The organism is Streptomyces sp. SGAir0957, assembly GCF_043523415.1.
In genome coordinates this window covers 683,538-710,212 of record NZ_CP027293.1, presented here as the reverse complement: position 1 = coordinate 710,212, position 26,675 = coordinate 683,538, and the positions used below count along the sequence as shown (strand labels likewise).

The window sequence follows — 26,675 nt, the reverse complement described above, 5'->3', positions numbered from 1 at the left end:
GAGCAGCCCCCGGCCCAGTAGCCGCCCCAACTGCCCCGCCCCGTTGGACCTCGCCCCGTCGGGCCGTCTCAGCGGACGATGGACACGATCCGGCACGCGGCCTCCGCGAACCGGCGGTCGCCCCGTACGCGGGCGCGGGACAGGGCCTGAGCGGGTTCGATGCCCCGCGTGGCCAGGCGCCAGGCGGTCTCCGTGTCCAGCGTCACGGCCGCCTCGGGGCGGGCACGCGGCGCTTCGGCCAACGACCACCGGCCCTTCGCCGCGGTCGCCGCCCATGTACCACCGGCCGGGCCCTCGACCAGGACCTGGACCTGCACACCTGGCGGCGCCGACACATGTCGGAGGGTGTGCGGCAGCGCCCGCATGAAGGTGTCGAGGACGAGGGTCAGGGCGCGCGGTCCGGGGTCGGTGGCGAGGCCGACCGCATGGCGGATCTGCTGGCGATGCGTCCAGTGCTCGGTGAACTCCCGCGCGATGTCGAGCCACGCCGGTGCGGGATCGACGCCCGCCCAGGACACGCCGAGGGCGGGCGCGTCGAGGTCGGCCGCGGCGAACCGCCGGGCGAGCCGGGTGCCCGCGTCCGCCAGCGCGTCGACGAGCGCTGCGGGGCTCTCGTCCGCGTGCAGGTCGACCCATTCCTGGTTGGTGCGGTGGATGAAGGTCTCGACCGTCTCCCCCTCGGCGAACCCGCCCCGGGAGCCGTGACCGAGGCGGCTGTGAAAGTCGCCCAGGAGGTGGGCGGCGACGTCGTGCACCGTCCAGTGCCCGGCCGCCGTCCGGCGCCAGTCGGAAGGCGCCAGATCACTCAACGTCCTCAGGAGGGAGCGGAGTTCGGGGCCGAACAGGGCGCGCGCGTCGAGGGGGCGGCCCAGCCAGCTGGTGTCGGGCACGCCGCCGGTCCCAGGAGTCATGGTCGCAGCGTGTCAGCCGGGAGCGGGGGCGCGCCATCGAATACTCCGCACACACCTGCGCCGTCCCGCGCGCCGTGACTTCGTTGCGCCGCGCGCACAGTTTCAGGGGGCAAGGGTGTGGTCCCGCTGACTATTCGGGCTCGCGTCGCCGCTGCGAGCCTCACGGTGACCGGAACGGTCGACCGACCCCGGCCGTTCGCCACCGACCCAGGGAGCACATGGTGCGCAGACCAGGAACGAGCGGCAGCGGATCACGAGCCGACCGCGCGGGAGCGCGCGGCGCGGGCGTCGCACGACGGGGCAGGCGAGCCCTCGGCCCACTGCTCGCCGCGGCTCTGGCGGGCGGCGCCTTCGTCGCACCCGCGACGACGGCCGAGGCGTCACCCGCCACCACCCCGACAGCAGCGACCGCCGCCGCCACCCCGACAGCAGCGACCGCCGCCGCCACCTCGACAGCAGCGACCGCCGCCCCCACCCCGACAGCAGCGACGGCCGCCACTTGCTCCGCCGCCGACGCGGACATCTACCGGCCGCCCGCCGCCGTCACCGCGGCCCCGGGCAGCGTCCTCGTCTGCAAGGCGACGGACCTGCCGCATGTGCCCGGCTCCATCCCCCTGCACGCGTGGAAAGTGCAGTACAGCTCCCGTGACAACGCGGGCGCCCCCGTCGCCGTGTCCGGCACGATCGCCGTGCCCGACGAGGCGTGGCGGGGCTCCGGCAGCAGGCCGGTCGTCGCCTTCAACCCCGGCACCCTGGGTCTCGGTCCGCAGTGCGCCTTCTCCAAGCAACTGTCCGGCGCCTACCAGGACATGTACGAGGGTGACAACATCGCCGCGCTCCTCAAGGCCGGTTACGCGGTCGCGGCGACGGACGGCGCAGGCTACCTGGACGGCCGGACCCACCCCTACGTGTCCGGGGGCGACGCGGGGCACGCCCTGCTCGACGTCGCGCGCGCCGCGTCGCGCGTGCCCGGCAGCGGTGTCGCGCAGTCGGCCCCGGTCGGCCTCTGGGGTTACTCCGAGGGCGGCGCGGCCAGCCTCTGGGCCGCCCAGCTGGCAAGCTCGTACGCGCCGGAGCTCAATGTCGTGGGTGACGCGTCGGGCGGCGTTCCCGGGGACCTGCGCGTGGTGGCCGAGGGGCTCAACGGGGGCGCTTTCGCCGGGTTCCTGGCCGACGCCGTGATCGGGCTCGCGGCCTCGCACCCGGCGATGCCCTTCGATGAACTGTTCAACAGCTCGGGCCGCTCCGCGGTCGCCAGGGCCAAGTCGCTGTGCCTGGCGGGCACCGTCGCCGGGTTCGCGGGACAGAAGCTGGAGAACTTCACCGAGCGGGGTCTGTCGCTCGAGCAGATCTACGCCCTGACCGGGACCGACGGCAAGACGTGGGGGCAGGTCGTCGACGAGCAGAAGCTCGGGACGGGGATCGGCCGGAAGGGGTCGGGTGCCCGGTACGAGATCAAGTTCCCCGTTCTCCAGTACCGCGGCATGCTCGAGGAGGTCATCCCCACCTCGACGGAGGACGCGACCCGAAGGGCATACTGCTCCGCCGGGATCACCACGCAGTGGAAGCTCTACCCGGGCGACCACCTGCTGGCCGACCAGCAGGCCAAGGACGACGTGGTGAAGTGGCTCGGCGACCGCTTCGCCGGACGCCTCGAACTCGGCAACTGCCTGATGCCGTAGAGCCCGTGACGAGTGGACGAGTACCCGAAGAGACCCGGGAGGGGTGGTGGACATGGCGCACGCGGCGACGGAGTCGCTGGTCGGCGTCTGGGACCTGGTGAGTTTCGAGGTCCGGGCGGCCGACGGTCGGGTGGAGCGTCTGTTCGGGGAGCACCCGACCGGCCTCGGCATCTACACGCCGCAAGGACTCGTCTCCGCCCAGCTCATGGCGGAACGGAATCCGGCGGGGGCCGATCCGGTGGCGGCCGGGCCGGCGGCCCTCCCGCGTTTCCTCGCGTACGCGGGCCGCTACCTCCTCGATCCGGAGTCGCGCAGTGTCGCACACCACGTGGAGTGCGGTTTCGACCCGTCGTGGGTGGGCCTCGTCCTCCGCCGCAACTATGAGCTGGAGGGTGACCTGCTGATCCTCCGCCCGCCCGCTCAGGCGGAGGGGCAGCCCGTTCTCACCTGGCGCAGGCGCGAACCCCTCGGCGGTCAGGTAGCCCGGTAGACCTGCCCCACCTGCCCGCCGTCATCGGGCGCGGGCCGGCCGCAGCAGGACGGGCCGCAGCCTGCTGTACCCGCGCACCGACACCGGGCGCAGCACCTTCAGGTCGTACGCCGTCGTGCCCGCCAGCTCACCCGCGAACGCCGTGTCTGCCAGCACGGTGTCGGGGCGGGCCACCGCGGTGAGCCGGGCCGCGATGTTGACCGCCGCCCCGTACACGTCGCCGAAGCGGTGGAGGACAGCGCCGTGGGCCAGGCCGGTCCGCAGGTGCGGCAGACTCGGTTCGTCCTGGGCGCGCGCGGTGAGTTCCAGGGCGATTCCGGCGGCCTCGGACGCCGACTCGCAGACGAAGAGGACCTCGTCGCCGATCGTCTTGACGACCCTGCCGCGGCCCTCGGCGATCACATCGCCGGTCAGGCTCTCGAACCGGTCGAGGACGCGGGCGAGTGCGACGCTGTCGAGGCCGCGGGTCATCCGCGTGTACCCGACCATGTCGGTGAACCCCACGGCCAGATGGCGGACGTCGGTGTCCTCGCGGGGCGGCGCGGAGCCGTCCGCGAGCATCCGGCCCGCGGAGGCCGCGAGGTGGCGGCGCCACACGTGCCGCTGCAACAGCTCCAGCTCCGGCAGCAGGGCCGCGGCGTGCCGCAGCAGGGCGGCTTCGCCGTCGGGGGAGTCCTGGTCGTGGCCGAGCCAGTTCCAGAGGGTGTGCATCTGCCAGTCGGCGAGCCGGGACAGATGGTGGCCCAGGGCGCGGGCCATCATCGTCTCGCTCTCCTCCGTGATGAGCCCGGCCGCGATGAGGCGTTCGCCCGCGCGGAGCGCGTCGACGTCGGCGTCGGTGAACACCCGCGCGTCGTCGTCGACCACCGGGAAGCCGAGCACGCGCCAGATCTGTGCCGAACGCTCGGGCCGTACCCCCGACCGCTCGGCGATGTCCGGCCTCGTCCACAGGCGGCCGCCACCGAGCAGCAACTCCTCGATGACGCCGCGCAGTTCGTCGGCGCCGGACGGGCCTGCCGCCGGCTGCGCTTTCGGGTCCTTCGCACTCATGTGGTGTGCACGATCAAGACGTCGAGCCCGGCCTTCCTGGCGATGTCCGCGGGCACCGAGCCGAGGATGCGCCCGGCGAGCGAGCGCAGGCCGCGGTTGCCGACGACGACCAGATCGGCGGAGCACTCCTGGGCGACCCGGACCAGCGCCGGAACGGGCTCGTCCTGCACCGCGACCGAGCGGACGTCCGTCGCGCCCTCCGCCCGCGCCTTGTCGCTCGCCACCCGCAGCGTGTCCTCGGCGGGGGCGGAGCCCACCACCTGGTACGCCTCGGCGCCCAACTGGTCCTGCGCCTCGGACAGTTCGGCCCCGCGCATCGGGGAGTACGCGCAGGCGATCACGAGTGCGGCCCCGCAGGCCGCGGCGAGCCGGGCGGCGCTCGCGACCGCGGCGAACGACGACTCCGAGCCGTCCGTCCCGACCAGCACAGTCTGATAGGCGACCAAGGCAATCCCCTTACCCCGTAGTAAACTTACTTGAAAGTAAGGTAGGGCGTGGTGCGTGTCCTGGGCAAGATGTGACAGGAAAGTCCGGCGACACCACAGGGAGTGATCTTGTCCAGCCTGACCTTCGTCATCGGAACGGGTCGCAGCGGTTCCACCGCGCTGTCCCGCATCCTCCGCGCGCACCCCGACGTGCTGAGCCTCAACGAGTACATGGCCTCGGTCGGTGACACCGCGTTCCCCGAAGGACGGCTGACCGGCGCGGAGTTCTGGGAGGCCCTGCACCGGCCCACCCCCTACTTCGCGAGCATGATCCGCAGCGGGCTGCCGATGCCGGAGTTCCTCTACACGCGCCGCCCGGGGCGCTACTCGGCGCAGGCCGCCGGGATCCCCGCCCTCTCCCTCATGGTGCTGCCCCACCTCACCGACGACCCCGACGGACTCCTCGACGAGATCCGCGCGGCGGCCGTCGCCTGGCCCGCCCGGAGCGCCGCCGGGCACCACGAAGCGCTGTTCGCGTGGCTGAGCGCACGGTTCGGGCGCGGCGCCGTCGTCGAACGCTCCGGCTACTCGACGGGCTGGGCGCCGAAGCTGCGCGCCGCCTTCCCGTACGCGAAGTTCGTGCATCTCCACCGCGACGGGCCGGACTGCGCCCTGTCCATGAGCCGCCACCCCGGATACCGGGTCATCACCCTGATGCGCGAGATCAGGGAACGGACGGGCGTCGAGAACGTCGGCGACCTGACCCCCGAGCACCTGCGTCTCCTGCCCCCGGATCTGGCGCCGCTGCTGAACGAGCGCTTCGACCCCGCACTCGTCCGGGACCGGGACCTCCCCCTGCCGCGCTTCGGCGCCCTGTGGTCCGAACTCGTCGGCGAGGGAGCCCGGTTCCTCGACACCCTGCCCGCCGAGCAGCGTGCGGCACTTTCCTACGAGGACCTCCTCGACGGCCCCCGGACGGAACTGGCCCGGCTCGCCGCGTTCGTCGGGGTCGAGCCGCACGCGCCCTGGCTGGACGGTGCCTGCGCCCATCTCGACGGCAGCCGCCGGGGGAGCGCCGCACGGGAGCTGACCGCCGCGCAGTTCGACTCGCTGGTCACCAGCTGCGCTCCGGGCACGCGAGCGCTCGCCGGAAGCGCGGGTGACGGGGGCCGACGGGGGTAGCCGGTCGAGTACGAAGCGGGCGAAGGGGGCCGGGCATGTCACGGGCCGGGAAGTCGGGCAGGCGCGACCGGTGGGGCGCGATACGGCTCGCCCTGGTCGGGCTGGTGGCGTCGGCGTCGGCGGGCTTCCTGGTGGGCGCGGTCACCGGCGAGAGTTCGATGGATGTCTCGCGGGGCGTACTGTTCGCCGCCGCCTACGGCCTGTTGGTCCTGGCCGGTGTGGTCGTGGCGGCGTGCTGGGCCCGGCAACGTGCGGCGCGGTTCGGCCTGGGGGGCGCCCGGTACCTGCGGGTGGGCCGTCAGGTCGCGCGCGGCCGGGTTCCGGACGATCCCGCGGAGCGAGCGGCCGCGATCGACGTCGCCACACGTCAGGGCCATGCGCTCAGCACCCAGCGGCGCAGGTGGGTGCGGGGCCTGATGACGCTCGCCGCGCTGGTGTGGCTCCTGACCGGCGTGCTGGAGTTCAGCGACCGCGCCTACGGATTGGCCTGCTTCAACCTCGTGCTGGTGGTGGTGTTCCTGGTCAACTCGCTCACGCTGCGGCGACAGCGGCGGCGGCTGGAGCACGTCCGGCGCGAGTTGTGCCTGGACGAGGGCGCGCAGGACTCGCCGGAGGCCGGGCGCGCGGGCGGCGTTCACTCGTAACGCAGGCGCAGCGATTCCCGTTCGGTCTCCTCGATCTGCTCGACGGTCAGGCCGGGCAGGTCCAGCTGGGCCAGGGTGACCTGGGCGCTGGTCGGCTGGGCCTCGGCGGGCAGCCACCGTTCGGGCCGCCAGGCGTTGCCCCGCATCAGCGACTTCGGGCAGTGCGGGTACGCCTCGTCGACCCGCACCACGAGCGCCGTGACCGGCGGCTTCCCGACCGGGGTGAGCTGGTCGAGCAGGTCCTGGCGTGCCGAGACACAGGCCCGGCCGTTGACCCGGAGCGTGGTCGGACGGCCCGGGACGAGGAAGAGCAGGCCGACGTGGCCGGTCCGCACCACGTTGTGCAGGGTGTCGAGCCGCTTGTTGCCGGTGGCGTCGGGTATCGCCAGGGTCCGCTCGTCGAGCACCGAGACGAACCCGGGCGGGCCGCCGCGCGGCGTCACGTCCGCCCGGCCGTCGGTGTCCGCGCTGCCTATGAAGACCAGCGAGGAACAGCCGATCAGCGCCCGGGTCTCGGCGGTCAGCCGGTCGGTCTCTTTGCGGATCGAGTTCGGGTTCGGCTGCGGGTAGAGCGCGCGCAGCTGGTCCGGGCCGGTGAGTGCGTCCGCCCGGAGGGAGTCGAAGAGCAGGCCGGTGGTCCCGGCGTCGGTCGTCATACCGTCGACCCTAGAAGAAGGCCGGTGCGGTGCGATGGCCCAGTACGCGAACTCGCGCGCCCCAGGCTCCGCCTGAGTTGCCGTCAGGCCTGCGTCACCCCTGCGCGCGCCACGACGCCGCTCGCGTACGCCCACAGACGGTCGGCAGCCCCCGGGTCGAGGGCGTGGGCCGCCACCCCGCCCACGATGTGCTCGTCCTGGGCGCCGGAGACGACCGGCGCCTCCTGGTTGTCCTCGAAGTAGCGGCCTGTCACGCCCTTCACCAGCGGCGAGGCAGCGAGCAGGACGGAGGTCGAGGCGCCCTGGACCGCGGTCTTGTAGTAGGGCGTCTTGATGATCTCGCCGTTCTCGTCGACGGCGCCCATCGCCCGCATCGTCTCGGCGTCGATGTGGCGCTGAAGGTTGGTGCTGATCCAGCCGGGGTTCAGGGAGTTGGCGGTGATGCCGTCACCGGCCCATGCGCGGGCGCCCACGCAGAGCAGGACGTCCGCGGTCTTCGACTGCCCATAAGCGGTCCAGCGGTCGTAGGGGCGCCGCGCGAAGTGCGGATCGTCGAAGTCGAACGGGACGTCCCTGTGCGCGCCGGAACTGACCACGACCAGTCGGGCGGAGCCCGCCGCCTTCAGGTGCGCGTGCAGGCCGACGGCCAGCGCGAAGTGCCCGAGGTAGTTGGTGGCGAGCTGCGCCTCCCAGCCTTCGGCCGTCACTCGACGGTCGGGAAGCGCCATCACTCCCGCGTTCGCCACCAGGATGTCCAGGGGCCCCTGCCATGCCCGCGCGAAGGCGCGGACCGACCCGAGGTCCGCCAGGTCGAGCGGCGCCGTACGCACCGGGCCACCGCCCGGTACGCGGGTCAGGTCGCGTGCGAGGGGTTCGGCCGCCGCGGGGTCGCGCGTGGCGATGGTGACCTCCGCGCCGGCCGCCGCGAGGGCCCGCACCGTCTCCACGCCGATGCCCGAGCCGCCGCCCGTGACGACGACGCGCCGGCCGGTCAGATCGACACCGTCGATGACCTCGTGCGTGGTCGCGTGGGAGGGGAACGGGGTGGTCACGCGATGCTGCTCGTTCATGCTCGGTCCTTCTCGCCTCGGGATGCTTCTCCTTCACCGTAGGCAGGGAGGGACGGACGATCCATAAGTGAAAGACCGGGCTGCTTTCGTCAGCGTCCAGATTCCGTGGCGGTGTCCGGGCGCCGGGCGCGGTACTCACGCGGCGGGACGCCGGTGATCCGCTTGAACGCCGTACTGAACGCGCTCTCGGAGCCGTACCCGACGGTGCGGGCGATGGCGGCGATCGTGGCGTCCGACCGGCGCAGGCGCTGAGCGGCCAGTTCCACGCGCCAGCGGCCGAGGTAGTCGATCGGGCCCTGGCCGACGAGGTCCTTGAAGCGCGCGGCGAGCGTCGAGCGGGAGACCGCGCAGACCCGGGCGAGGTCGGCCACCGTCCACGGCCGCTCGGGACGCTCGTGCAGGGAGGTCAGCGCCGTGGCGACGACCGGGTCCCGCAGGCCCGCGAGGAGGCCCACCGTCGTCCCCGTGGAGTGGGCGAGGTGCAGGCGCAGGACGTGGACGAACATGACCGCCGCCAGGTGCTCGGCGACCAGGGACGAGCCCATCCTGCCGCGCAGCAGTTCCTCGCTGATCTGGGCCAGCGCCCACCGCAGGGTCTCGGCGTGCTCGCTCCCCGCCGGGACGTGGACGACCGGCGGCAGCTCGTTCAGCAGGAGGGCCGGGGAGCGCTCGCTCAGGGAGAAGTGCCCGCCGATCAGCAGCACTTCGTCGTGATCACCGTCGCCCGTCCGCGCGAGACCGCGGTCCGTCGTGGCGAACACCGACTCCGCGTCCACCGGCACGGCGTCCGGGTCACTGCGCAGGATGTACGGGAGGGGCCGGGTCAGCAGATAGCAGTCGCCCTCCTTCAGCGCGACGGGCTCCGCGACGCCCTCGACCTGGAGCAGACACGCGCCCTGCCTGACCGCGTTGAACTTCACCCCGGACGGCGCCCGGAACCGCACGGCCCAGCGGCCACCGGCCCGCAGCCCGGCCGACAGGTGACCGCGCAGCCCGAGCAGGGCCAGTACGTCCTCCAACGGGTCCACGCCTCATTTCTATCAAGGCCGCCGCGGGCGCACCCGGCGCTCACACCTCGGCAGCGGCGGCGACCAGGCCCAGCGCGAGGTTGCCGACGTGCAGCAGGCCGTCCCGGTGCGGGCCCAGGAAGGCGGCTTCGGCGGTGGGGCGCATGACACCTGTCGGGCAGGCGGCCAGGCCCAGGTCGGTCGCGGTGAGACACATGGTCTGCAGCAGGCAGCCCGTGTCGCGGTAGACGAGGCTGAGGGCGAGCCCCTCGTACTTCCAGCCGGTACGGGCGGCACACGAGGCGAGGTAGAGGCTGACGGGCGGCGCCTGGTCCAGGTATCCGGGGGCGGTGGCCGTCTCGCGCAGGAGGGTCGCCGCGCTCTCGTCCCACGGGGACAGCCGGTGCAGCGCGTGGTCGAACGGGTCGTAGTGGTGGATGCCGGGGGAGAGTCCGGCGACGTCGCGTGCGAGCACGTAGACCTCGACGCTGTGCCGTCCGCCGCCGGACGGGGAGGGGCGACGGGTCTGTTCCCACTCGGGCGGACCGAGACGTTCCCGTACGCGCGCGGCACGGGCGAGGAAGGCGTCGAGCAGGGCGAGGGGGAGCGGGGCGGGGGCGAAGGTACGCAGACACGTCCGCTGGGAGAGCACCGTGCGCAGCGGACGGCTGGGATAGGCGTCGTCGCCGGTGAGCGGGGTGGTCCCGGTGGCCTCGGGGTGGTGGAGGCGTGCGGGGGGCGGCTTGCCCCGCTGGGTGTGCGGGGCGGGGCCGCGGGCGGCCCGGGCATGGGCGGCGAGTTCGTACGGGGTCAGTCCCTGGGCGACGGGGGCCGGGCCGGCGGAGGAGAGGATGATGCCGGCCGCCGCCAGCCGCTCCAGGTGGCGCCGGGTCGTCCCCGGATCCTTGCCGTCGCCCGGCCACAAGGTGTGCGCCTGTTCCGCGGTGAGCGGGGCGGCGAGCACGTTCAGGAGCGAGAGCAGCGGCGCGCGGGCGGTGAACTGGCGCCAGCGGCGGCAGTCGACGAGGACCGCGCCGGCCCCGTCCTGCCAGGCGAGCACCAGGTCGGGGTTGCGCCGGTAACGGATCTCGTCGGGTGTCCGCGGGTGTGAGCCGGGTGTGTGCCGCGTCGGCGCCGGGTGTTCAGGGGGGTTCATGTGTCCGGGGTTCATGTGTCTCCGGTTCCGTGGGCGCGGAAGGCGGCCGGGGCGGTCCTCCGCGTCACATGAAGGGCAAGGGCAGCGGGTTCAGTTCCGGCTCCGTCAGCGGGGTCGTCCGGGCCCCCATAGCGACCGGCGCCTCGCGCACACGGGGGCCGCCCCGGCGGTGGAAGTCGCTGCGCAGGGTGATCGGGCACAGCCCCGGCACCACGGTTCTGACGACCGTCACCCCGCACTCGGCGACATCGACGGGCGTGATGTCCACGGCGACCGCCTCGTAGCCGCGCCGGGCCAGCCGCCGGACGCCTTCCGCCACGTCGGCGGGGTGCCCGCCGCTCGGCCGCTCGGCGGCGGGCGCCCGCACCGGCCCCTCGTCCCAGAACGCCAGGTGCCGTACCCGGTCGGGCGCCCAGTAGTAGAGGGAGAACTCCTTCAAGGTCGTCAGCACGTCGTCCGGGCCGGGGATGTCCTCGCCGTCGTCCAGGTGTTCCTGCCACAGCCGGGCGCCCGCCCAGCCCAGACAGCCCTCCTCCAGCGCCCCGAGCAGGGCCGCCTGCGGGTCCAGGTCGGCGCGCGCGGCGTGCGTGGTGACGGGGCGGCGCTCGGTGTGCCGGAGGAACCGCACGCCCACGGCGGGGATGCCGAGGTCGGTGGTCAGGTCCTTGGCCGTGACCGAGACCCCCTGCGCGCGCACCCGTGCGACGAGGTCACGGGCCGGGCCCTCGGGCAGCGCGTCGAGGTCGAGCGTGGGCAGCGTGAGCCGGTTCGCCCAGAACAGCACCGTCGCGTCCCGCTCCACCGCCTCCATCAGACCGCCGTGGACCGCGTGGTGGTAACTGCCGCCCGCGGCAAGGCCGGTGGAGATCGGGTCGTACCAGGCGCGGTCGCCCGGCCGGAACCGGTAGGGCAGGTAGACGGCGGACGCCGGCACGTAGCGGACGGCGCCCGTGCTCAGGCAGCGGCCCGGCACCCAGTCGGTCTCGGCGTCCGGGTCGCAGGGGGCCAGCCGGTTCTGCCGGGCGTACTCCGCGGGCGAACCGAGCGGCAGCGTACGGGGATCGACCGCCTCCTCGCCCAGTGCGGACCAGGAGGCGCGCAGGAGTCTCGCGGGGTCGTAGACACCGGCCGCGTACCGCTCCATCGTCTCGCCCACCGCGCAGACCCGCGCCGTCACCGGATCGTTCTTGACCGCGCCGCCGCGCGCCTCGGCGGACACCGGGGAGAACCACCGTGTTTTCGTCATCCCCGCCGTGCGTGCGTACGTGGCGCCGCCCAGCGCGCTGTCCCGCTCGTCCACGCGGAGCTGGAGCACCAGGCCGGTGAGCGGGTCGACGGCGGGGCGCATCCGCTCCCATGACGCCGCGTCGTCCGTACGGTCCGGCTCCTCGGGCCGCTTCGGCAGCGGGACGACGTGGGCGCAGGCCGGGCAGTTCGGCAGGTGGAGGAGGCGGTGCTCGACGCGTTCGAGCGAGCCGTGCGCGACTTCCGACAGGGTGCCGGCGCCCGGTGCGGGAGCGGCGCAGCCGGCCAGGAGGGTGAGCACGGCGTCGGCGAGCAGTCCGACGACGACCGGCGTGCTCGGCCACGCGGGGTCGTGCGCCGCGCCGAACAGGACGTCGAGCGGCAGATCGGCGATGGCCTGCCATGTGTGGTTGGCGCGGAGCCTGCGCACCACGCACACGGCGCACGCGGTGTGCGGCGGCGCGAGCGTGGCGAGGAACAGCCGTGTCGGAGTGGAGAGATACGCGACCATCGGCGTCCCGGTCTCCAGAGCGGCCCGTACCCGCGCCACCAGGTGCTCCTCGGGGACGGAGAGGGAGACCACCGTGACGGCCGCCGCGTCCTCCTGACCCTCGGCGGCGGTCCGGACCCCCGCACGCGCCAGCTGCGCGCCCAGTTCCGCCGCCAGTGCCCGGGGCGCGACGAGCGCCACCTCCCGGTCGCGGAGCGCCGCCATGTCCCCGTACAGGGGATGCGTCTCCCGCCCGCCGCCGTGCGCCATCCCGCGCTCGTGCAGGGCCCGCGACACCTGCTCGGGCACCGCGTCGAGGCGGACCGTCCGCGCGTCCGCCCCCGGCGGCGGGGCGATCCGCAGGGCGACCCGGAGGGTCTCGGTGCTGGCACAGACGTAGAGCCGGTCGTCGCGGGGCACGAGCCGCACATCGGCTCGCAGTTCGCGCCGTGACGCGATCGGGGCGTCCGTGTCGTCCGTGTCGTCCATCTGATGCCTTCCGCGACGTCGAGGAGAACCAGGTGCCGTGCCGTACGGGGCGGTGCTCCTGGCCGCGCTGCGGCGGCCAGGAGCCGGGAGCCGCTACTCCCGGGTCGGCTCCGCCTCGGCCGCGAAGCACAGGCAGCTGTGCCCGGCGAAGGCCTCCTCCGTCTCCGGTACCGTCATCTCCTCGAACAGGGACTCGGCGGTGGTGTCGAACTCAAGGGTGGTCGATTCCACGATGTCCTCCTTGGAAGCCTGCTCTGCTGATGGACCGACGGGCCGCACCGGCCCCGAACCGCGTCGGAGGTCCGGACGCACCCCGTTCGCCTCAGTGAAGGGCCCGCGCGACGACGCCGGACAGGGCTCCTTCGGCTAACCACCCTGATGGGTGGAGTGGAGGCCCTGCGGCGCAGGCTAGGGGCGTGCGGAGGCGCGGACACCGTTCCCGCGAGTGCGTCCAGTAGGTTGACCGTGGTCGTCCTTGTCGGAAGGACGGCCACCCCAGGGAGAGTGGGCCCGGATGGTGCAGGCGAGGAGTTACGCCGACTCGGCCGGCAGCGCGGATCTGCACCAGGCGCGCCACGAGGCCGAGACCATCAGAAGACGCGCCGCCGAACTGCGGCGCCAGGCCCGGGACTTGGTGCGCAAGAGCCGGAGGCAGCGGCAGGCCGCCGAGGCGGCGGCCGCGCGCCTGCGCCAGAGCCGCTGACCGCGGGACGAGGACGCCGGTGAACCGGACGAGCGGCCGCTGACCGTTCGGCAGCAGGGCGGTGCACCACGCGGATCCGCCGGGCGCCCGGATCAGGGACGGGGCGCTACTTGGTGTCGACGCGGCCGATCGTCGTCCCGGCGTCGGCGAGGGCGGCGACGGCCCTCTTCCAGGTGGTGTCGGCCGAGGTGAGCGCGCCGCGCAGATAGGCGGTGGTCAGGCGCTGGAGGACGGCGACGCGTTCCGGGTTCTCGTCGGTGGTCTCCGCAGCCTCCCAGTTCGGGATGCCGCCGAGGGAGTGCTCGGCTCCGAACAGGGTGAGCAGGTCGGTGGCTCCGGGGCTGTGGGTGTAGGCGTCGGTGAACCAGTCGGGGCCGCGGCTCGACATCGTGGAGCGGTCATGGTCACCGGCGACGACGAGCGCCGGCGTGGTCAGCTCGGCGAAGGACGGGTTCATGAAGGGCAGGTGCTCCTTGGCGAACGGGGCCAGCTCCTCGCCGCCGAGCCCGGTCGCCGCCAGCAGTACCCCGGCTTCGACCCGCCGGTCCGCGTAGTCCTGCCCCGCGTTCCCGGACGCGTCGAGGACGCGCGCACCGAGCAGCAGCTGTGCCGTCTGCGCTCCCCAGGAGTGCCCGGCGACGACGACCCTGTCCCTGTCGACCCGCCCGGCGAGCCCGGGTACGGCCGCCTCGACGGTGTCGAACTGGTCGAGGGCGCGGACCAGATCCTCGCGCCGCTCGGTCCAGACGCGGCCGAACTCCGGGTGCTCGAAGGAGATGCCGTCCCGCCGGGAGTCCAGGTGGGAGGGCTGCACGACGACGAAGCCGCGCGAGGCCCAGAAGGCCGTCAAGGGCGCGTAGCCGTCGTAAGACCAGCCGTTGCCGTGCGAGAACAGCAGCACCGGCAGGTCCGTACCGGTGGCGGGCGCGGACACCCGCACGTTCAGGGGGACGGCCCGGCTGGGCGCGTCCAGCGCGATGGGGGCAACGGAGACGACACGGTCGCCGGCGCCGACGATCGCGTCCAGGGCGCGCACGACCGGGGTGTCGGTGGTCGCGGGGGTGTTGCTCATGAGGTCATCAGTCCTTCGGATCGGCGCGAGGAATGCCGGAACCGCCCGGCGCACACAAAAGCGGAGCGGTGCTCCAAATAATATGGAGCGCCGCTCCGCTTTGCAACGCGGTCGGCGGTACGGGGCGCACTGCGCCTCATACTCCGCGAGCAGTTGCTGGAGCCGGACGCCGTCGGTCCGCCAATCGGTGTCCTCCCGCGTCTCGTCGACGGCCGGGTTCGGCGTCCTGTCGCCGCCCAGGAACAGCACGTCCAGCCACATGTGCTCGACCCGCCGCATGTGACTGAAGAACGGGCGCCGCGCCGCTCGCCGGGAAATGGCACAGTGGCGGTATGTGCGGTCGATACGTCGCCACTCGTGGCCCTCAGGATCTGTCCCGCCTCTTCGACGTGCGGGACTGGCGGCCGGAGGAGGTGATCGAGCCGAGCTGGAACGTCGCGCCGACCGATCCGGTCCCCGCGGTCCTGGAGCGCCCCGCCGGGCCCGGGGCCGAGCGGGCGGGGCGCCAGTTGCGGGCCCTGCGGTGGGGGCTCGTGCCCTCGTGGGCGAAGGACCCGAAGATCGGCGCGCGCATGATCAACGCGCGGGTGGAGACGGTGCACGAGAAGCCCGCTTTCCGCGCCGCCTTCGCCAAGCGCCGCTGCCTGCTCCCCGCCGACGGGTTCTACGAGTGGGACCCCGTCAAGGACGAGTCCACCGGCAAGACGCGCAAGCAGCCTTACTTCATCCACCCCGCCGACGGGTCGGTGATGGCGCTCGCGGGCCTGCAACGTCCGCAACAACGGGCCGCGGCTGCTCACCGCCACCGGGTGAGGTCAGCCGGCCGGCAGCACATGGTCGCCGACCTTGTCCGTGCTGAGGCACAGGGAGCAGACCACGGCGTCGTGCGTGGCGCAGGCGGCCAGGTCGGGGCGCTCGTAGGACTGGTGGCAGACGTGGCAGTCGAGGGTGACCGCGCTCGGGTTGCCGTCGGTGTCGAGTACGGGGGTGTCGATGCCGTCGTCGGTGCGGCGCAGGTAGTACCTGCCCTTCGTGACGATCGCCATGACCGGGGTGAGGACGAAGGCGATGACGACCGCGGCGACGGGTGAGTACGGCTGGAGGGTGTCGCCGAGGGCGTGGAAGTACATCGCGATGGAAAGCCCGGACGCGGCGACGAACGCCACCACACCCACCGGGTTGACGGCGTAGAGCATGCCGCGCCGGAACTCGGGGGTGAGCGGGGACAGCTTCAGCAGGTACTTGTTGACGCCGATGTCGGTGGCCACGGTGACGACCCAGGCGATGGCGCAGTTCGAGTAGAAGCTCAGGATGCTGTTGAGGAAGCTGAACATGTCGGCCTCCATCAGCGCGAGCGCGAAGCCGAGGTTGACCAGGACGAAGACCATCCGGCCCGGGTAGTGCTTGGTGACGCGGGTGAAGGAGTTCGTCCAGGCCAGGGAGCCGGAGTAGGCGTTCGTCACGTTGATCTTGATCTGGCTGATCACGACGAGCACCACGGCCAGCGGCAGCACCAGCCAGGAGGGCAGCATCGCGTCGAAGGCCCCCTTGAACTGCTGGATCGGCTCGGGCGCGACGTCCGGGCCCACCGCGGCGAGGATGTATACGGCGAGGAAGACACCGATGGCCTGCTTCAGCGCGCCGAGGACCACCCAGCCGGGACCGGCCATGACGACCGCCGTCCACCACGTGCGCTTGTTGGCCTCGGTCTTGGGCGGCATGAAGCGCAGGTAGTCGATCTGCTCGCCGATCTGCGCGATGAGCGAGAGGCACACACCGGCGCCGAGGAGCACGGAAGCCGTGTTCACGCCCCCGTCGCCGTCGGTCCCGGCGTAGGCGAGGAAGCGGTCGACCGTGCCCGGGTCGGTGGCGACGAGGTAGACGAGCGGGCCGACCATCAGGAGCAGCCAGACCGGGGTCGTCCACACCTGGAGCTTGCTCAGCGCCTTCATGCCGTAGATCACCAGCGGGATCACCATCAGCGTGGAGACCAAGTAGCCGAGCCACAGCGGCAGTCCGAGGCCGAGCTTGAGCCCCTGCGCCATGATCGAGCCTTCGAGGGCGAAGAAGATGAAGGTGAAGCTGGCGAAGATGACGCTCGTGAGCACCGAGCCGTAGTAGCCGAAGCCGGAGCCGCGGGTGATCAGGTCGAGGTCGATGTTGTAGCGGGCGCCGTAGTAGGCCAGCGGGAAGCCGGTGACGAAGATGACGACCGCGGCGACGGCGATCGCGAGGAGCGCGTTGCCGGTGCCGTGGGTCAGGCCGATGCCGGCGCCGATGGAGAAGTCGGCCATGTACGCGATGCCGCCGAGCGCGGTGGTGGCCACGACCATGGGGGTCCAGCGGCGGTAACTGCGGGGCGCGAAGCGGAGGGTGTAGTCCTCCAGGGTCTCCCGCACCGCCTGGTCCTCGGCGGCCTGGGGGATGTCTGGCGTGGTCCGTCGTGACGCGGTCGTACTCATGCCGGGCCTCCTGGTGGGGGCTCTGGGGGTGCGGGCTGGGGCGCGTGCGGTGGAGAGTCCGGCTCCGTGCGCGGTTCTGCCGCTCCCCACGGCCGGTCACGGTAGGAATCGCGTGTTACCCGTGACGTGCCTTGTCGTGAACACGATGTTTCCGTCCCGTCCGGCGTCCGCCCGGGAAGTGCGCTTTCGCATACGGAAGGTGAGCCCAGGGCCCTGTCGTGAATGTCCATGGCTATTCGTCCACGTGTCACCGAAAGATAACGGGTCTGGTCCAACGCTGCTGTGCACTCAGGGGCCTTGACCACCATCCGACCCACCATCCGACCCACCACCCGATCCATCAGCGGAGGACCGCAATGCCGCCTCGCACCCCCGGCGTCTCCCGCCGCTCACTCCTCGTCGGCACCGCCACCGCGGCGCTCGCCCTGACCCTTCCCGCGACCGCGTCCGCCGCCGCGAAGACCCCGAAGGTCCTCGTCATCGGCCTGGACGGCACCCTCCTCAGGGGCGAAACTCACCGGCCCCGTCGACGAGACCGGGATCGGCGCGGGCACCGTCGGCTTCACGCACACCCCGCCGAGCGGCTGGTCGGTCGACAACTCCGCCATGGGCACGGGCGGGGTCACCGAGTGGCGCGGCTGGTCCTTCACCACGGACGAGTTCTGGACCAAGGCCGAACGCGACCAGCAGCGCGAGTCCAACATCAGGGCCCGCGACGTCTTCGCCGTGGCCGACGGCGACGAATGGTCCGACAGGACCGTCTCGGGCACCTTCGACTCGACCCTCGTCAGCCCGGACTTCCCGGTCACCGGCGGCCGTCCGGCGACGCTCACGTACACCACCTTCTACCGGCAGGAAGCGCCGCAGAAGGGCGAGGTGCTCGTCTCCTACGACGGCGGCACCCCGGTGGCGGTGAAGACGTACACGGCCGACACCTCCTCCCGCACCGAGCTCCTCACACTCCAGGTGCCCAGCGGGGTCAGCAGGGCGAAGGTGCGGTTCCGCTGCACCGGGGGCAACAACTGGTTCTGGACGGTCGACGGGGTCGGGATCGCCCCGAGCTGAGAGACGGGGTGCCGGGCTCCATACTCCTCGGATGGACACACCCGGCACGCCACGCACACCGAGCGCACCCGGCACCCCGAGGGCTGCCTGGCGCAACACCACGCACGACTGGGCGGGCACGGTCGACCTCGACCACCTCGCGGACATCCGGCAGCGCCCGGCCGTCCTCGCCCCCGGCGGGCTCCGGCACCTGATCCTCGAAGTCGTCGCCTACGCGGCGGACGAGGCCGCAAGCGGCGGCGGCGGACGGTGCCGGATCACGCTGTACGCCGACGGCTCCGTGGCCGTCGGCGACGACGGGCGGGGCACCGACACCCGCCGCGACGCACACGGCCGGCTCGTGAAGAAGCCGGTGATGGCGACGAAGGACCTCCGCTTCTTCGACGACCCCGGCGCGCCGCCGCTGCCCGACACCCACCCCCGCCGGGGCATGTCCGTCGTCGCCGCGCTCAGCACCTGGCTCGTGCACACCAACCGCCGCCGCGACGGATCCTGGACCCAGCGCTACGCGCACGGCGTGCCCGCGACCGGCCTCGAACCGCTCGCCGGTGACGGCACGACCGGGACCGTCGTCCACTTCCTGCCGGACGGCGAGGCCGCGCGCACGGCCCACCCCCTCACCGCCGACGACCTGGCACGGCTCGTCGCGGCATGGCCGAGGCTCTCCGTCGAGATCGACGACCGGCGCTGAGGCGGCAGGTCAGAGCGGGGGAGTGGGCCAGGGGACGTCGGTCTCGACGGGGGCCGTGTAGTCGACGCCGGGCACGGAGAAGCCGTAGAGGCGGCGGACCTCGTCGCCGAACCAGTCGAGGTCGGCGAGTTCGCCGAGGGTGGCGTCGGTGACGTTCGACCAGCGTTCCGCGACGGCGCGCTGCACGGCGGGGTCCAGCTCCCAGGCGTCGAGACGGACCCGCCCCTCGTCGTCGAGGCCGAGCGGCCGGACGCCGGTCAACTGGTCCCACAGGTCGACCAGTTGACCGACCGGGTCCACCATGTCGGCGCCGAGGACGCCGCGCAGCAGTCCGATGTACAGGGCGATGCCGGGGATGGCGGTGGAGGACTGGGTGACCGCGGCGGCGTTGACCGAGGTGAAGGACCGGCCGCCGACGGTCTTGGCGAGACGCTCGTGCAGCGTGCGCGCGGTGGCCTCCAGATGGGCCTTCGCGGCGCCGATGGTGCCCTGCCGGTAGATGGGCGCGGTGAGCGGCGAGCCGATGTAGGAGAGGGCGGCGGTGGAGAAACCGTCGGCGAGCAGCGCGCGGTCGCCCAGGAAGGTGATCCACCGTTCCCAGTCGGCGCCGCCCATCACCGCCACCGTCCGCTCGACGTCGTCGCCCTCGGCCGGGGTGGTGGTGACGTCCTTCACCCCCGGGGCGCCGTCCTCGTCGAAGACCAGCGTCTTGGTGGTGTAGGGCGCGCCGACCGGCTTCAGGACCGAGGCGTGCACGGCGCCGGTGTCCGGGTCGGTGCGGCGGGGCGCGGCCACGGAGTAGATCAGGTGGTCGAGCCGCCCCCCGAACCGCTCGGCGAGCACGTCCGCGACCCGCTCCTTCATCGCGTCGCCGAACGCGTCGCCGTTGAGGAACACCATGTCCCGCCCGTGCTCCCGGGCGAGCCGCGCGGTGGCCGCGGTGCGGTACCAGCCGGCCGTTCCGGTGCGGCGCGCGGGCGCCTTCTCGAAGCACACGCCGATCCCGCGGATCCCCGCGCGGGCAAGGCCCGCGACGGTCGCGGCCAGCCCGTACCCGGCGGACGAGCCGACGACCAGGGCCACCGGTCCCTCGCCCCCGGAGGCGGCGGACGGCCGGGGGACGGCCCGCCACATCGCCTCGACCGACCGCGCGCAGCCGTCCGGATGGGAGTCGAGGAAGAGGAAGCCCCGGCTCTGCGGCGCAATGACACGTGCGCTCACGGTGTGTCCCGGGTGTCGTCGTGGACAAGGGCGCGGCGGCCGCCTCGGCCACCCCGTCCCGCCAGTCTGCTGCCAGGCCCGCGCACACCGGGATCCCCGGAGCCACAACGTTGCACGGCCCGCCTTGGTGGGTTCCCCACTGGCCCCCGCCGCGGTCCCGGCCCCTCAGTTGATGATCTCGGCGCGCCCTTCCGAACGCATCGTCGCCAGCCGGTCCCGCCACATCCGGAGGGCCTCGGGCGTCTGGCGCGTCCAGTCGGTGACCTCGCCGACGACGCGGAGCGGGTCCCTGCTGCGGTAGGACCTCGTGGGGTTGCCGGGGAACTTCTTGTCGGTGACGTTCGGGTCGTTCTCGAACTCTCCGACCGGTTCGACGACGTACACGCGCGGGTCCCCGTCCCCCGCGGCGAGCTCGGCCGCGAGGCCCGCACCGTCGCGCAATGCCGTGAAATAGATGTGGTTCATCACGATCTCGGGCCGGTAATTGGACCGGAACCCCGCGGTGAGCCGGTCGCCGACCCGCAGATCGGCCTTCGTCCCGTGAAAGAACGGCCCCTCGTCCAGCACCTCACGCATCGCGGCAGGCTACCAACCGGCCGGGACGAGGGCGAGGGACCGGGGCACCGGTCGCCCGCGCGAAAACCCGCCATATCACTCCGGGCAGGCCCTGTGGGGGCGACCGCGAAACGGGGCGTGTGATGACGTATCCTCAGCCAGATTGACGTTTTGAGCATCCGGTTGAAGGGCTGACATGGCGAGCGAGATAGGCGCGCAGCGCCTGCACGAACTCCTGACGACACAGCGTGAGGAGTTCGTCGCGACGTGGGTTCGCACGGTGGGCGCGACGCTGCACGGCCGGTTGAGCGATGCCGAGCTGGCGCGCGAACTCGGTGACCTGTACGACGCGTTGACGAACGCGGTCGCCGGGGGCGGCCTGGCCGGGCGCAGCAGCGCCTTCGGCGAGGTGCGCAGCCTGCTGGTGGAGCTGTCGCGCAACCGCGCGCGGCAGGGTTTCACGCCGACGGAGACCGCGGTCAGCGTGTTCGCGCTGAAGCAGGTCCTCGAGCCCAGCCTGACCGGTGACAAGGACGGCAGCGACGCCTACCTGGCGCTGGCGCGGCTGCTCGACGATCTCGGTCTGTTCACGGTCGAGGAGCACGCCCGCACGCGTGAGGAGATCATCTCCTCGCAGGCGGAGCAGCTGCTCGAACTGTCGACGCCGGTGGTCAAGCTCTGGGAGGGCGTCGTCGGCGTGCCGCTGGTCGGCACGCTCGACTCGGCGCGGACCCAGGTGGTGATGGAGAAGCTGCTGCAGGCGTTGGTGGACTCCAACTCCACGCAGGCCATCATCGACATCACGGGTGTGCCGACGGTGGACACGCAGGTCGCCCAGCATCTGCTGAAGACCGTCGTGGCCGCGCGGATGATGGGCGCGACCTGCACCATCTCCGGTGTGCGCCCGCAGATCGCGCAGACCCTCGTGGCGCTCGGGGTCGAGTTCGGCGACATCCCGACGAAGGCGACCCTCGCGGACGCCCTGCGCTTCGCCCTCGCCGACGCCGAGCGGCAGCGTGCGCTCGCGGCCGGGGGCGCGCTGTGAGCGAGCGAGTTCCGATCATGAAGATCGGCGACGTGCTCCTCGTGTCGATCCAGACGGATCTCGAGGACCAGACGGTCCTCGACCTGCACGAGGACCTGTCGGAGCGGATCGTGTCGTCCGCCGCGCACGGCGTGATCATCGACATCTCCGCCGTGGAGATCGTGGACTCGTTCGTGGGCCGCATGCTGGCCACGATCGCGTCGATCTCCCGCATCCTCGGTGCGACGACCATCGTGTGCGGTATGCGCCCCGCGGTCGCGATCACGCTGGTGGAGCTGGGGTTGTCCCTCAAGGGAGTGCGGACCGCTCTCAACCTGGAGCAGGGTCTCGCCCTCCTGCGCGGACTGCGTGCTGCTGAGTCCGGCGTCGGAGCATGAGCGAGTACGGGGCCGAAGGAGCCCCGGCGGAGTCGGTCACCGTCGCCGGCAACTCGGACGTGGTCACCGCGCGCCAGATGGTCCGCACCATGGCGCAGCAGGCGGGGCTGCCGCTCGTGCAGCAGACGAAGCTGGTCACCGCCGCCAGTGAGCTGGGCCGCAACATGGTGGTGTACGGCAAGGGCGGAGTCATCCGCAGCCGTATCACCACCGAGGGCAGCCGCAAGGGCGTGTGGGTGGAGTTCCAGGACGAGGGCCCCGGCATACCCGACGTCGAGCTGGCGCTCACCGACGGGTGGACGTCCGGCGGCGGCATGGGCCTGGGGCTCAGCGGTGCCCGGCGACTGGTCGACAAGTTCGATCTGGAGACCGGCCCGCAGGGCACCACGGTGAGAGTGGTCAAGTGGAACCGGTGAGCAGTTATCTGGTCATCGAACCCGAGGACGTGGTGTGGCTGAGGGCGGGCGGCGCCCTCGCCGCCACCGCCCGCAGGGAGGCCGCGGCGCTCGCGACCCGGATCGGCCTGGCCGAGAGCCGGGTGGCCGACGTGTCGCTGGCCGTGACCGAGATCGCCACCAACCTCGTACGGCACGCCGACGACGGGGCCATCGCCCTGCGCACGAGCCGGATGGGCAACCACGTCGCGGTCGAGTGCCTGTGCCTGGACACCGGGCCGGGGATCGCCGACCTGACCGGCGCGGTCCGCGACGGCTACTCGAGCGGCGGCACGCTCGGCATCGGCCTCGGCGCGATCGAGCGGCTCGCCGACACCTTCGACGTGCACTCGCTGCCGGGGCGCGGCACCGTCCTGCTCGCCCGTTTCCACGCCGACCGTTCCCTGACGTACGGCCTCACCGGTGACAAGGGCACGGACGGGGTCGACGCACGTCCGGTCGCGGCCGGGCTGACGCGGCCCATCAGCGGGGAGACCGTGTGCGGCGACACCTGGGCGGTGCGGGCCGGCACGGCGGCGGACGACGGCCCGCTGATGGTGCTGATGTGCGACGGCCTCGGGCACGGGCCGCTCGCCGCGCGGGTCGGTGAACGCGCCCGCCAGGTCTTCCGGCAGTCGACGGCCGAGCACCCGAGCGACCTCCTGCGGCAACTGCACGAAGGGCTGCGGGGCACACGGGGCGCCGCTCTCGCGGTCGCCCGCCTCGACCCGCGGGCCGGCCGCGTCGACCTGTGCGGCGTGGGCAACATCAGCGCGTTCATGGTCGAGGAGTCCCGGCGGTCCGCGCTCCTCTCGCACCCGGGGATCGTGGGCGCGCAGATCCCGACGGTCCGCACCTACTCCGCCGACCTGAAGCCGGACACCGCCCTGGTGATGCACTCCGACGGGCTGCACCAGCGCTGGTCGCCCGCCGACCTGCCCGGGCTGCTGCGGCGCCACCCCGCGGTGATCGCCGGGCAGATCCTCAACCAGGCCGGCCTGCGGCGCGACGACGCGGGCATCGTCGTGGTCCCCGTACCGTCCCGATGAACGAGACCCCGGCGGGGGCGTACGAGCTGTACGCCACCGCCCTCGATGACCAGCAGAGCGTGCTGATGATGCGCCGCTGCCTGCAAGCGGTGTGCCGCGCCGTCGGGGTGCAGGGGTCGACGCTGGTACGGATGGCGACGGTCCTCAGCGAGGCGGGCCAGGACCTGCTCGGGGCCGAGGGGCTCAGCGGGCGCCTCGGCCTCCTCGCGACGGCCGGCGGGCTGCGCGTGGAGGCGCGGCTCGCCTGGAGCGGCGCGCGACCGCTGAGCCGGGGCGTCGCCGCCGCCGCCGAACGGCTGCTCGACAGGGTGGCGGTCGCCCCGGACGGGCACGGCGTCGTCTTCGCCCAGCAGGCGCCCGCCACCGGACAGCACCCCGAGGAGGTGGCGGCCGCCTGCCGCGCGGCTCTGCAGACGGTGGACGGCGTGGACCTCGGCGAGGTCCTGCGGCTGCAGAACAGGAACCTGCTCGCGGCCCTGGAGGAGTCACGCAGCCAGCAGGACGAACTGACCCGTCTGAACGCGGAGCTGGAGGACACCAACAGCGGCGTCGTCGCCATGTACTCCGAACTCGCCCGCGAGCTGGAGGAGACCAACAGCGGCGTCGTCGCCCTCTACGCCGAACTGGAGGACAAGTCCCGCCAGCTCCGGGAGGCGTCGGAGTCCAAGACCCGGTTCTGGGCCAACGTCAGCCACGAACTGCGCTCCCCGATCAACTCGGTCATCGCCCTGGCCCGGCTGCTGCTCGCCCCGGAGTCGGACCGGCTGACCGACGAGCAGCGCCAGCAGATCACCATGATCTCGGCCTCGGGCACCACCATGCTGGCGCTCGTGGAGGAACTGCTCGACGTGGCCAAGGCGGAATCGGGCCGTATCGACCCGCACTGGGCCCCCGTCGACCTGCGGACACTGCTGCATCTGCTGCGGGGCACCATGCAGGGCATGACCCGCCCCGGCGTCGCCCTGCGCATCGCGGATCCGCGGCTGCCCGTGGAGCTGATCAGCGACGAGGTCATCCTCACCCGCGTCCTGCGCAACATCCTGTCCAACGCGCTGAAGTTCACCGAGCACGGTGAGGTGGAGCTGGCGGTCGCCGCGGAGCGACGTGACGAAACCGACTGGTTCGTGCTGAGCGTGCGCGACACAGGGGTGGGTATTCCAGAGGACCAGGTGGAGAAAGTCTTCGAGGAGTTCTACCAAGTGCGTGGACAGCATCAGCGCGGCCGGGCCGGCACGGGCCTCGGGCTGCCCTACGCCCGACGGCTGACCAGCATCCTCGGCGGCCGGCTCACCCTCACCAGCCGCCCCGGACACGGCACCCTGGTGACGGTCGAGCTGCCCGCCGGGCCCCCCGGGCCCACACCCCTCGCGACGGCCGACCGGACCGCCGCCGAGGACGGGTCCGATGCGCCCCCGGCGCGCCGTCCGTTCGCCTCGGTCGTCCTGGTCGACGACGATCCGGCATCCCTGGCCGCCCTGCGCCCCCTCCTGTGCGAACTCGCCGATCAGCACACCGAGATCAATGACAGCACCCGTGCCATGGACACCATCCGGCACCTGCGCCCGGACGCCGTCGTCGTGGACCTGATGATGCCCGCGCCCGACGGCTACGCGCTCCTCGCCGCGCTCGACGCCGACCCCGGCACGGCAGCCCTGCCCGTCGTCGTCCTCAGCTCCGCCGATCCGCACGAGGTCGACCAGGCACGGCTGCGCGGCCGGACCATCCTGCCCAAGGCGCACCTCACGGCGGCCGCGCTGACCGCCGCCCTCACCGCGGGCCGGGGAGCGGGCGGCGAGGAGAGCGCCGGGGCCCCGACGTTCGACAAGGACGCCGATCAGCCATGACGTACACCGCAGCCGACGGCGGACCCGCGCTCGTCCTGGTCGTCGACGACAACCCCATCGCCCGCTACGTCCTCGGCACCACCCTGCGCCGGGCCGGACACGACATCATCGAGGCCGAGGACGGCACCAGCGCGCTCGAACTCCTCCGCACGGCGCCCGTCGTCCCGGAGGCGGCGATCATCGACGTGCAGCTGCCCGACCTGACGGGCTTCGAGGTGTGCGAACGCATCAAGTCGAACCCGCGCACCGAGGGCGTGCCCGTCCTCCACATCTCCGCGACCGCCGTCAGCGCCACCGACCGCACCCAGGGCCTCAACCGCGGCGCGGACGCCTACCTCACCGAGCCCATAGCGCCCGACGAGCTCATCGCGACGCTCTCGGCGACCCTGCGGTACACCCGCGCCCGCCGCCGTGCCGAGACCCTCGCCGAGCGGCTCCACCAGCTCCACGGCGCCACCCTGGCGCTCTACAGCGCCCCCGACACGGCCGCCCTCGCCCGCGCCGCCGCCACCGGCGCCGCCACCGTCCTGGGCCGTCCCGCCACGGTGACACTGACCGCGCCCGACGGCACCGTGCACACCTCGCAACACCCGCACACACCCGCGGAGCCGGACGCACACGTCCTCGCGGAGGCGGCGACGCTGCTGAGCGGAGGCGGAGTCCAGGTCGCCCCCTACACCTCACCCCTCGACGGCCGCCGCTACCTCCTCGCCGCGGCCCGCACGAAGGGCGCACGCCCGCCCACCTGCATCGCCGTCCCGCACCCCGCGGGCCCCGCCCGCACCACCGACGCGGCGGAAGACGCCGAGGCCCCGCACGGCGGCGCGGGGGCACACGGCGCCGAACCCGCCTCCCAGGACGACGAGGAACTCCTCGCCCAGGTCACCCACACCACGGCCCTCGCCCTGGAGACCCTGCGCACCTACAGCGAGGAACACACCCTCGCGCTCACCCTCCAGCGCAGCTTCCTGCCCGAGGCGCTCCCCGACACACCCCACGCCCGGCTCGCCGTCCGCTACCTGCCCGCCAGCGAACAGGCCGAGATCGGCGGCGACTTCTACGAGGTCCTCACCACCCCGGGCGGACTCATCACGGCCATCGGCGACGTCGCGGGACACTCCCTCGAAGCGGCGATGATCATGGGTCAGCTGCGCCACGCCCTGCGCGCGTACGCCCTCGAAGGGCATCCGCCGCACGTCATCCTCCAGCTCCTGGACACCCTCCTCACCACCGTGGCGCCGGGTGTCACCGCCACCCTGTGCATCACCCTGCTCGAGACCGACGCCGACAGCGACACCGGCGCCCGGACCCTGCACATCGCCAACGCCGGACACCTGCCGCCGCTCCACCTCGGCCCGGCCACCGAACCCACCTACCACCACCGGCACGGGCCTCTCCTGGGCCTCAGACTTCCGCAGCCGACCGCAGGCACCATCCGGCTGCACCCCGGTGACCTGCTCATCCTCACGACAGACGGGCTCATCGAGCATCCCAGCGAACACCTCGACGTGTCCCTCGACCGGCTGGCCGCCATCGCCGCGAAGGGGCCCGACGCACCCGAGGACATGTGTCACCACCTGCTCACGCACCTGCCGCCCACCGGACGTGACGACGTCGCCCTCATCACCCTCGCGACCCGGGAACTGCCCGCGAAGTGAGC

General features: G+C 72.8%; 25 protein-coding genes and 2 pseudogenes. 14 read left to right on the top strand and 13 right to left on the bottom strand.

Annotated features, from left to right (window positions below):
• Positions 1-68: 68 nt before the first annotated feature.
• On the bottom strand, positions 69-911 hold the full coding sequence (locus C1N81_RS08325) for a maleylpyruvate isomerase family mycothiol-dependent enzyme (RefSeq protein WP_394428064.1): 843 nt from the start codon (positions 909-911) through the stop codon (positions 69-71).
• Between the two features lie 218 nt (positions 912-1,129).
• On the opposite strand from C1N81_RS08325, the gene C1N81_RS08320 reads away from it, so the two are divergent.
• Both C1N81_RS08320 and C1N81_RS08315 read left to right on the top strand, forming a co-directional pair.
• A complete protein-coding gene (locus C1N81_RS08320) occupies positions 1,130-2,593 on the top strand; it encodes a lipase family protein (RefSeq protein WP_394428063.1) in 1,464 nt (487 codons plus the stop codon).
• Between the two features lie 52 nt (positions 2,594-2,645).
• Positions 2,646-3,083: a lipocalin-like domain-containing protein gene (locus C1N81_RS08315; protein WP_394428062.1), complete on the top strand. Its 438-nt coding sequence runs from the start codon at positions 2,646-2,648 to the stop codon at positions 3,081-3,083.
• Between the two features lie 21 nt (positions 3,084-3,104).
• Here the strand turns inward: C1N81_RS08315 and C1N81_RS08310 are convergent, their stop codons facing one another.
• Both C1N81_RS08310 and C1N81_RS08305 read right to left on the bottom strand, forming a co-directional pair.
• Entirely contained in the window at positions 3,105-4,133 is a 1,029-nt protein-coding gene (locus tag C1N81_RS08310) for an adenylate/guanylate cyclase domain-containing protein (protein ID WP_394428061.1), read from the bottom strand.
• The gene (locus C1N81_RS08305) at positions 4,130-4,579 is read right to left on the bottom strand and encodes a universal stress protein (protein WP_394428060.1); all 450 of its coding nucleotides are present in this window, start codon (positions 4,577-4,579) and stop codon (positions 4,130-4,132) included. The genes C1N81_RS08310 and C1N81_RS08305 overlap by 4 nt, the downstream gene beginning before the upstream one ends.
• A gap of 102 nt (positions 4,580-4,681) precedes the next feature.
• Between C1N81_RS08305 and C1N81_RS08300 the strand changes: the two genes are divergently transcribed.
• Both C1N81_RS08300 and C1N81_RS08295 read left to right on the top strand, forming a co-directional pair.
• Positions 4,682-5,740, top strand: coding sequence for a sulfotransferase (locus tag C1N81_RS08300; RefSeq protein WP_394428059.1), 1,059 nt, complete (start codon positions 4,682-4,684; stop codon positions 5,738-5,740).
• Positions 5,741-5,775: 35 nt separating this feature from the next.
• Positions 5,776-6,384, top strand: a complete 609-nt coding sequence (locus C1N81_RS08295; RefSeq protein ID WP_394428058.1) for a hypothetical protein — start codon at positions 5,776-5,778, stop codon at positions 6,382-6,384.
• Here the strand turns inward: C1N81_RS08295 and C1N81_RS08290 are convergent.
• The 6 genes from C1N81_RS08290 to C1N81_RS08265 form a co-directional block, all read right to left on the bottom strand.
• Positions 6,375-7,040, bottom strand: coding sequence for an MSMEG_1061 family FMN-dependent PPOX-type flavoprotein (locus C1N81_RS08290; RefSeq protein WP_394428057.1), 666 nt, complete (start codon positions 7,038-7,040; stop codon positions 6,375-6,377). The two genes, C1N81_RS08295 and C1N81_RS08290, sit on opposite strands and share 10 nt — an antisense overlap.
• An 83-nt stretch (positions 7,041-7,123) precedes the next feature.
• Positions 7,124-8,110 carry an SDR family NAD(P)-dependent oxidoreductase gene (locus tag C1N81_RS08285; protein WP_394428056.1) on the bottom strand — a complete coding sequence of 329 codons (987 nt, stop codon included), beginning with the start codon at positions 8,108-8,110 and terminating at the stop codon, positions 7,124-7,126.
• A gap of 89 nt (positions 8,111-8,199) precedes the next feature.
• On the bottom strand, positions 8,200-9,138 hold the full coding sequence (locus C1N81_RS08280) for an AraC family transcriptional regulator (protein ID WP_394428055.1): 939 nt from the start codon (positions 9,136-9,138) through the stop codon (positions 8,200-8,202).
• 40 nt (positions 9,139-9,178) lie between these two features.
• Positions 9,179-10,273, bottom strand: a complete 1,095-nt coding sequence (locus C1N81_RS08275; RefSeq protein WP_394428054.1) for a SagB family peptide dehydrogenase — start codon at positions 10,271-10,273, stop codon at positions 9,179-9,181.
• A gap of 64 nt (positions 10,274-10,337) precedes the next feature.
• Positions 10,338-12,497 carry a YcaO-like family protein gene (locus C1N81_RS08270; protein ID WP_394428053.1) on the bottom strand — a complete coding sequence of 720 codons (2,160 nt, stop codon included), beginning with the start codon at positions 12,495-12,497 and terminating at the stop codon, positions 10,338-10,340.
• A 93-nt stretch (positions 12,498-12,590) separates the two neighbouring features.
• Entirely contained in the window at positions 12,591-12,728 is a 138-nt protein-coding gene (locus tag C1N81_RS08265; RefSeq protein WP_394428052.1) for an azolemycin family RiPP peptide, read from the bottom strand.
• Positions 12,729-13,011: 283 nt separating this feature from the next.
• Between C1N81_RS08265 and C1N81_RS08260 the strand changes: the two genes are divergently transcribed.
• Positions 13,012-13,200 carry a hypothetical protein gene (locus tag C1N81_RS08260; protein WP_394428051.1) on the top strand — a complete coding sequence of 63 codons (189 nt, stop codon included), beginning with the start codon at positions 13,012-13,014 and terminating at the stop codon, positions 13,198-13,200.
• 106 nt (positions 13,201-13,306) lie between these two features.
• Here C1N81_RS08260 and C1N81_RS08255 read toward each other — a convergent pair whose 3' ends face one another.
• Positions 13,307-14,272 (bottom strand): alpha/beta hydrolase family protein, encoded by a 966-nt coding sequence (locus C1N81_RS08255; protein WP_394437802.1) that lies wholly within the window; start codon positions 14,270-14,272, stop codon positions 13,307-13,309.
• A gap of 332 nt (positions 14,273-14,604) precedes the next feature.
• Between C1N81_RS08255 and C1N81_RS08250 the strand changes: the two are divergent.
• A pseudogene (locus tag C1N81_RS08250) lies at positions 14,605-15,039 on the top strand (SOS response-associated peptidase); the annotation flags it as partial.
• A 48-nt stretch (positions 15,040-15,087) separates the two neighbouring features.
• Here C1N81_RS08250 and C1N81_RS08245 read toward each other — a convergent pair.
• Entirely contained in the window at positions 15,088-16,734 is a 1,647-nt protein-coding gene (locus tag C1N81_RS08245) for a purine-cytosine permease family protein (protein ID WP_394428050.1), read from the bottom strand.
• A gap of 510 nt (positions 16,735-17,244) precedes the next feature.
• On the opposite strand from C1N81_RS08245, the pseudogene C1N81_RS08240 reads away from it, so the two are divergent.
• A pseudogene (locus tag C1N81_RS08240) lies at positions 17,245-17,799 on the top strand (nucleotide pyrophosphatase); the annotation flags it as partial.
• 31 nt (positions 17,800-17,830) lie between these two features.
• Positions 17,831-18,490 carry an ATP-binding protein gene (locus tag C1N81_RS08235; protein WP_394428049.1) on the top strand — a complete coding sequence of 220 codons (660 nt, stop codon included), beginning with the start codon at positions 17,831-17,833 and terminating at the stop codon, positions 18,488-18,490.
• 9 nt (positions 18,491-18,499) lie between these two features.
• On the opposite strand, the gene fabV is transcribed toward C1N81_RS08235, so the two are convergent.
• The gene (gene fabV / locus C1N81_RS08230) at positions 18,500-19,711 is read right to left on the bottom strand and encodes an enoyl-[acyl-carrier-protein] reductase FabV (RefSeq protein ID WP_394428048.1); all 1,212 of its coding nucleotides are present in this window, start codon (positions 19,709-19,711) and stop codon (positions 18,500-18,502) included.
• Positions 19,712-19,876: 165 nt separating this feature from the next.
• Complete coding sequence (gene arr / locus C1N81_RS08225; protein WP_394428047.1) at positions 19,877-20,287, bottom strand: NAD(+)--rifampin ADP-ribosyltransferase; 411 nt, start codon at positions 20,285-20,287, stop codon at positions 19,877-19,879.
• Positions 20,288-20,462: 175 nt separating this feature from the next.
• On the opposite strand from arr, the gene C1N81_RS08220 reads away from it, so the two are divergent.
• The 6 genes from C1N81_RS08220 to C1N81_RS08195 are packed head-to-tail and all read left to right on the top strand — an operon-like array spanning position 20,463 to position 26,673.
• On the top strand, positions 20,463-21,311 hold the full coding sequence (locus tag C1N81_RS08220) for an STAS domain-containing protein (protein WP_394428046.1): 849 nt from the start codon (positions 20,463-20,465) through the stop codon (positions 21,309-21,311).
• Complete coding sequence (locus C1N81_RS08215; protein ID WP_394428045.1) at positions 21,308-21,688, top strand: STAS domain-containing protein; 381 nt, start codon at positions 21,308-21,310, stop codon at positions 21,686-21,688. Before C1N81_RS08220 ends, C1N81_RS08215 begins: the two co-directional genes overlap by 4 nt.
• Positions 21,685-22,104, top strand: a complete 420-nt coding sequence (locus tag C1N81_RS08210) for an ATP-binding protein (RefSeq protein WP_394428044.1) — start codon at positions 21,685-21,687, stop codon at positions 22,102-22,104. Before C1N81_RS08215 ends, C1N81_RS08210 begins: the two co-directional genes overlap by 4 nt.
• Positions 22,101-23,171, top strand: a complete 1,071-nt coding sequence (locus C1N81_RS08205; protein ID WP_394428043.1) for an ATP-binding SpoIIE family protein phosphatase — start codon at positions 22,101-22,103, stop codon at positions 23,169-23,171. Before C1N81_RS08210 ends, C1N81_RS08205 begins: the two co-directional genes overlap by 4 nt.
• On the top strand, positions 23,168-25,015 hold the full coding sequence (locus C1N81_RS08200) for a hybrid sensor histidine kinase/response regulator (protein ID WP_394428042.1): 1,848 nt from the start codon (positions 23,168-23,170) through the stop codon (positions 25,013-25,015). Before C1N81_RS08205 ends, C1N81_RS08200 begins: the two co-directional genes overlap by 4 nt.
• Complete coding sequence (locus C1N81_RS08195) at positions 25,012-26,673, top strand: SpoIIE family protein phosphatase (protein WP_394428041.1); 1,662 nt, start codon at positions 25,012-25,014, stop codon at positions 26,671-26,673. The genes C1N81_RS08200 and C1N81_RS08195 overlap by 4 nt, the downstream gene beginning before the upstream one ends.
• Positions 26,674-26,675: the final 2 nt, after the last annotated feature.

Coding starts and splice junctions, on each gene's coding strand:
- C1N81_RS08325 (WP_394428064.1), bottom strand. CDS start 911: ATGACTCCTGGGACCGGCGGCGTGCCCGACACCAGCTGGCTGGGCCGC.
- C1N81_RS08320 (WP_394428063.1), top strand. CDS start 1,130: ATGGTGCGCAGACCAGGAACGAGCGGCAGCGGATCACGAGCCGACCGC.
- C1N81_RS08315 (WP_394428062.1), top strand. CDS start 2,646: ATGGCGCACGCGGCGACGGAGTCGCTGGTCGGCGTCTGGGACCTGGTG.
- C1N81_RS08310 (WP_394428061.1), bottom strand. CDS start 4,133: ATGAGTGCGAAGGACCCGAAAGCGCAGCCGGCGGCAGGCCCGTCCGGC.
- C1N81_RS08295 (WP_394428058.1), top strand. CDS start 5,776: ATGTCACGGGCCGGGAAGTCGGGCAGGCGCGACCGGTGGGGCGCGATA.
- C1N81_RS08290 (WP_394428057.1), bottom strand. CDS start 7,040: ATGACGACCGACGCCGGGACCACCGGCCTGCTCTTCGACTCCCTCCGG.
- C1N81_RS08285 (WP_394428056.1), bottom strand. CDS start 8,110: ATGAACGAGCAGCATCGCGTGACCACCCCGTTCCCCTCCCACGCGACC.
- C1N81_RS08275 (WP_394428054.1), bottom strand. CDS start 10,273: ATGAACCCCCCTGAACACCCGGCGCCGACGCGGCACACACCCGGCTCA.
- C1N81_RS08270 (WP_394428053.1), bottom strand. CDS start 12,497: ATGGACGACACGGACGACACGGACGCCCCGATCGCGTCACGGCGCGAA.
- C1N81_RS08260 (WP_394428051.1), top strand. CDS start 13,012: ATGGTGCAGGCGAGGAGTTACGCCGACTCGGCCGGCAGCGCGGATCTG.
- C1N81_RS08255 (WP_394437802.1), bottom strand. CDS start 14,272: ATGAGCAACACCCCCGCGACCACCGACACCCCGGTCGTGCGCGCCCTG.
- C1N81_RS08245 (WP_394428050.1), bottom strand. CDS start 16,734: ATGAGTACGACCGCGTCACGACGGACCACGCCAGACATCCCCCAGGCC.
- C1N81_RS08235 (WP_394428049.1), top strand. CDS start 17,831: ATGGACACACCCGGCACGCCACGCACACCGAGCGCACCCGGCACCCCG.
- arr (WP_394428047.1), bottom strand. CDS start 20,287: ATGCGTGAGGTGCTGGACGAGGGGCCGTTCTTTCACGGGACGAAGGCC.
- C1N81_RS08220 (WP_394428046.1), top strand. CDS start 20,463: ATGGCGAGCGAGATAGGCGCGCAGCGCCTGCACGAACTCCTGACGACA.
- C1N81_RS08210 (WP_394428044.1), top strand. CDS start 21,685: ATGAGCGAGTACGGGGCCGAAGGAGCCCCGGCGGAGTCGGTCACCGTC.
- C1N81_RS08200 (WP_394428042.1), top strand. CDS start 23,168: ATGAACGAGACCCCGGCGGGGGCGTACGAGCTGTACGCCACCGCCCTC.
- C1N81_RS08195 (WP_394428041.1), top strand. CDS start 25,012: ATGACGTACACCGCAGCCGACGGCGGACCCGCGCTCGTCCTGGTCGTC.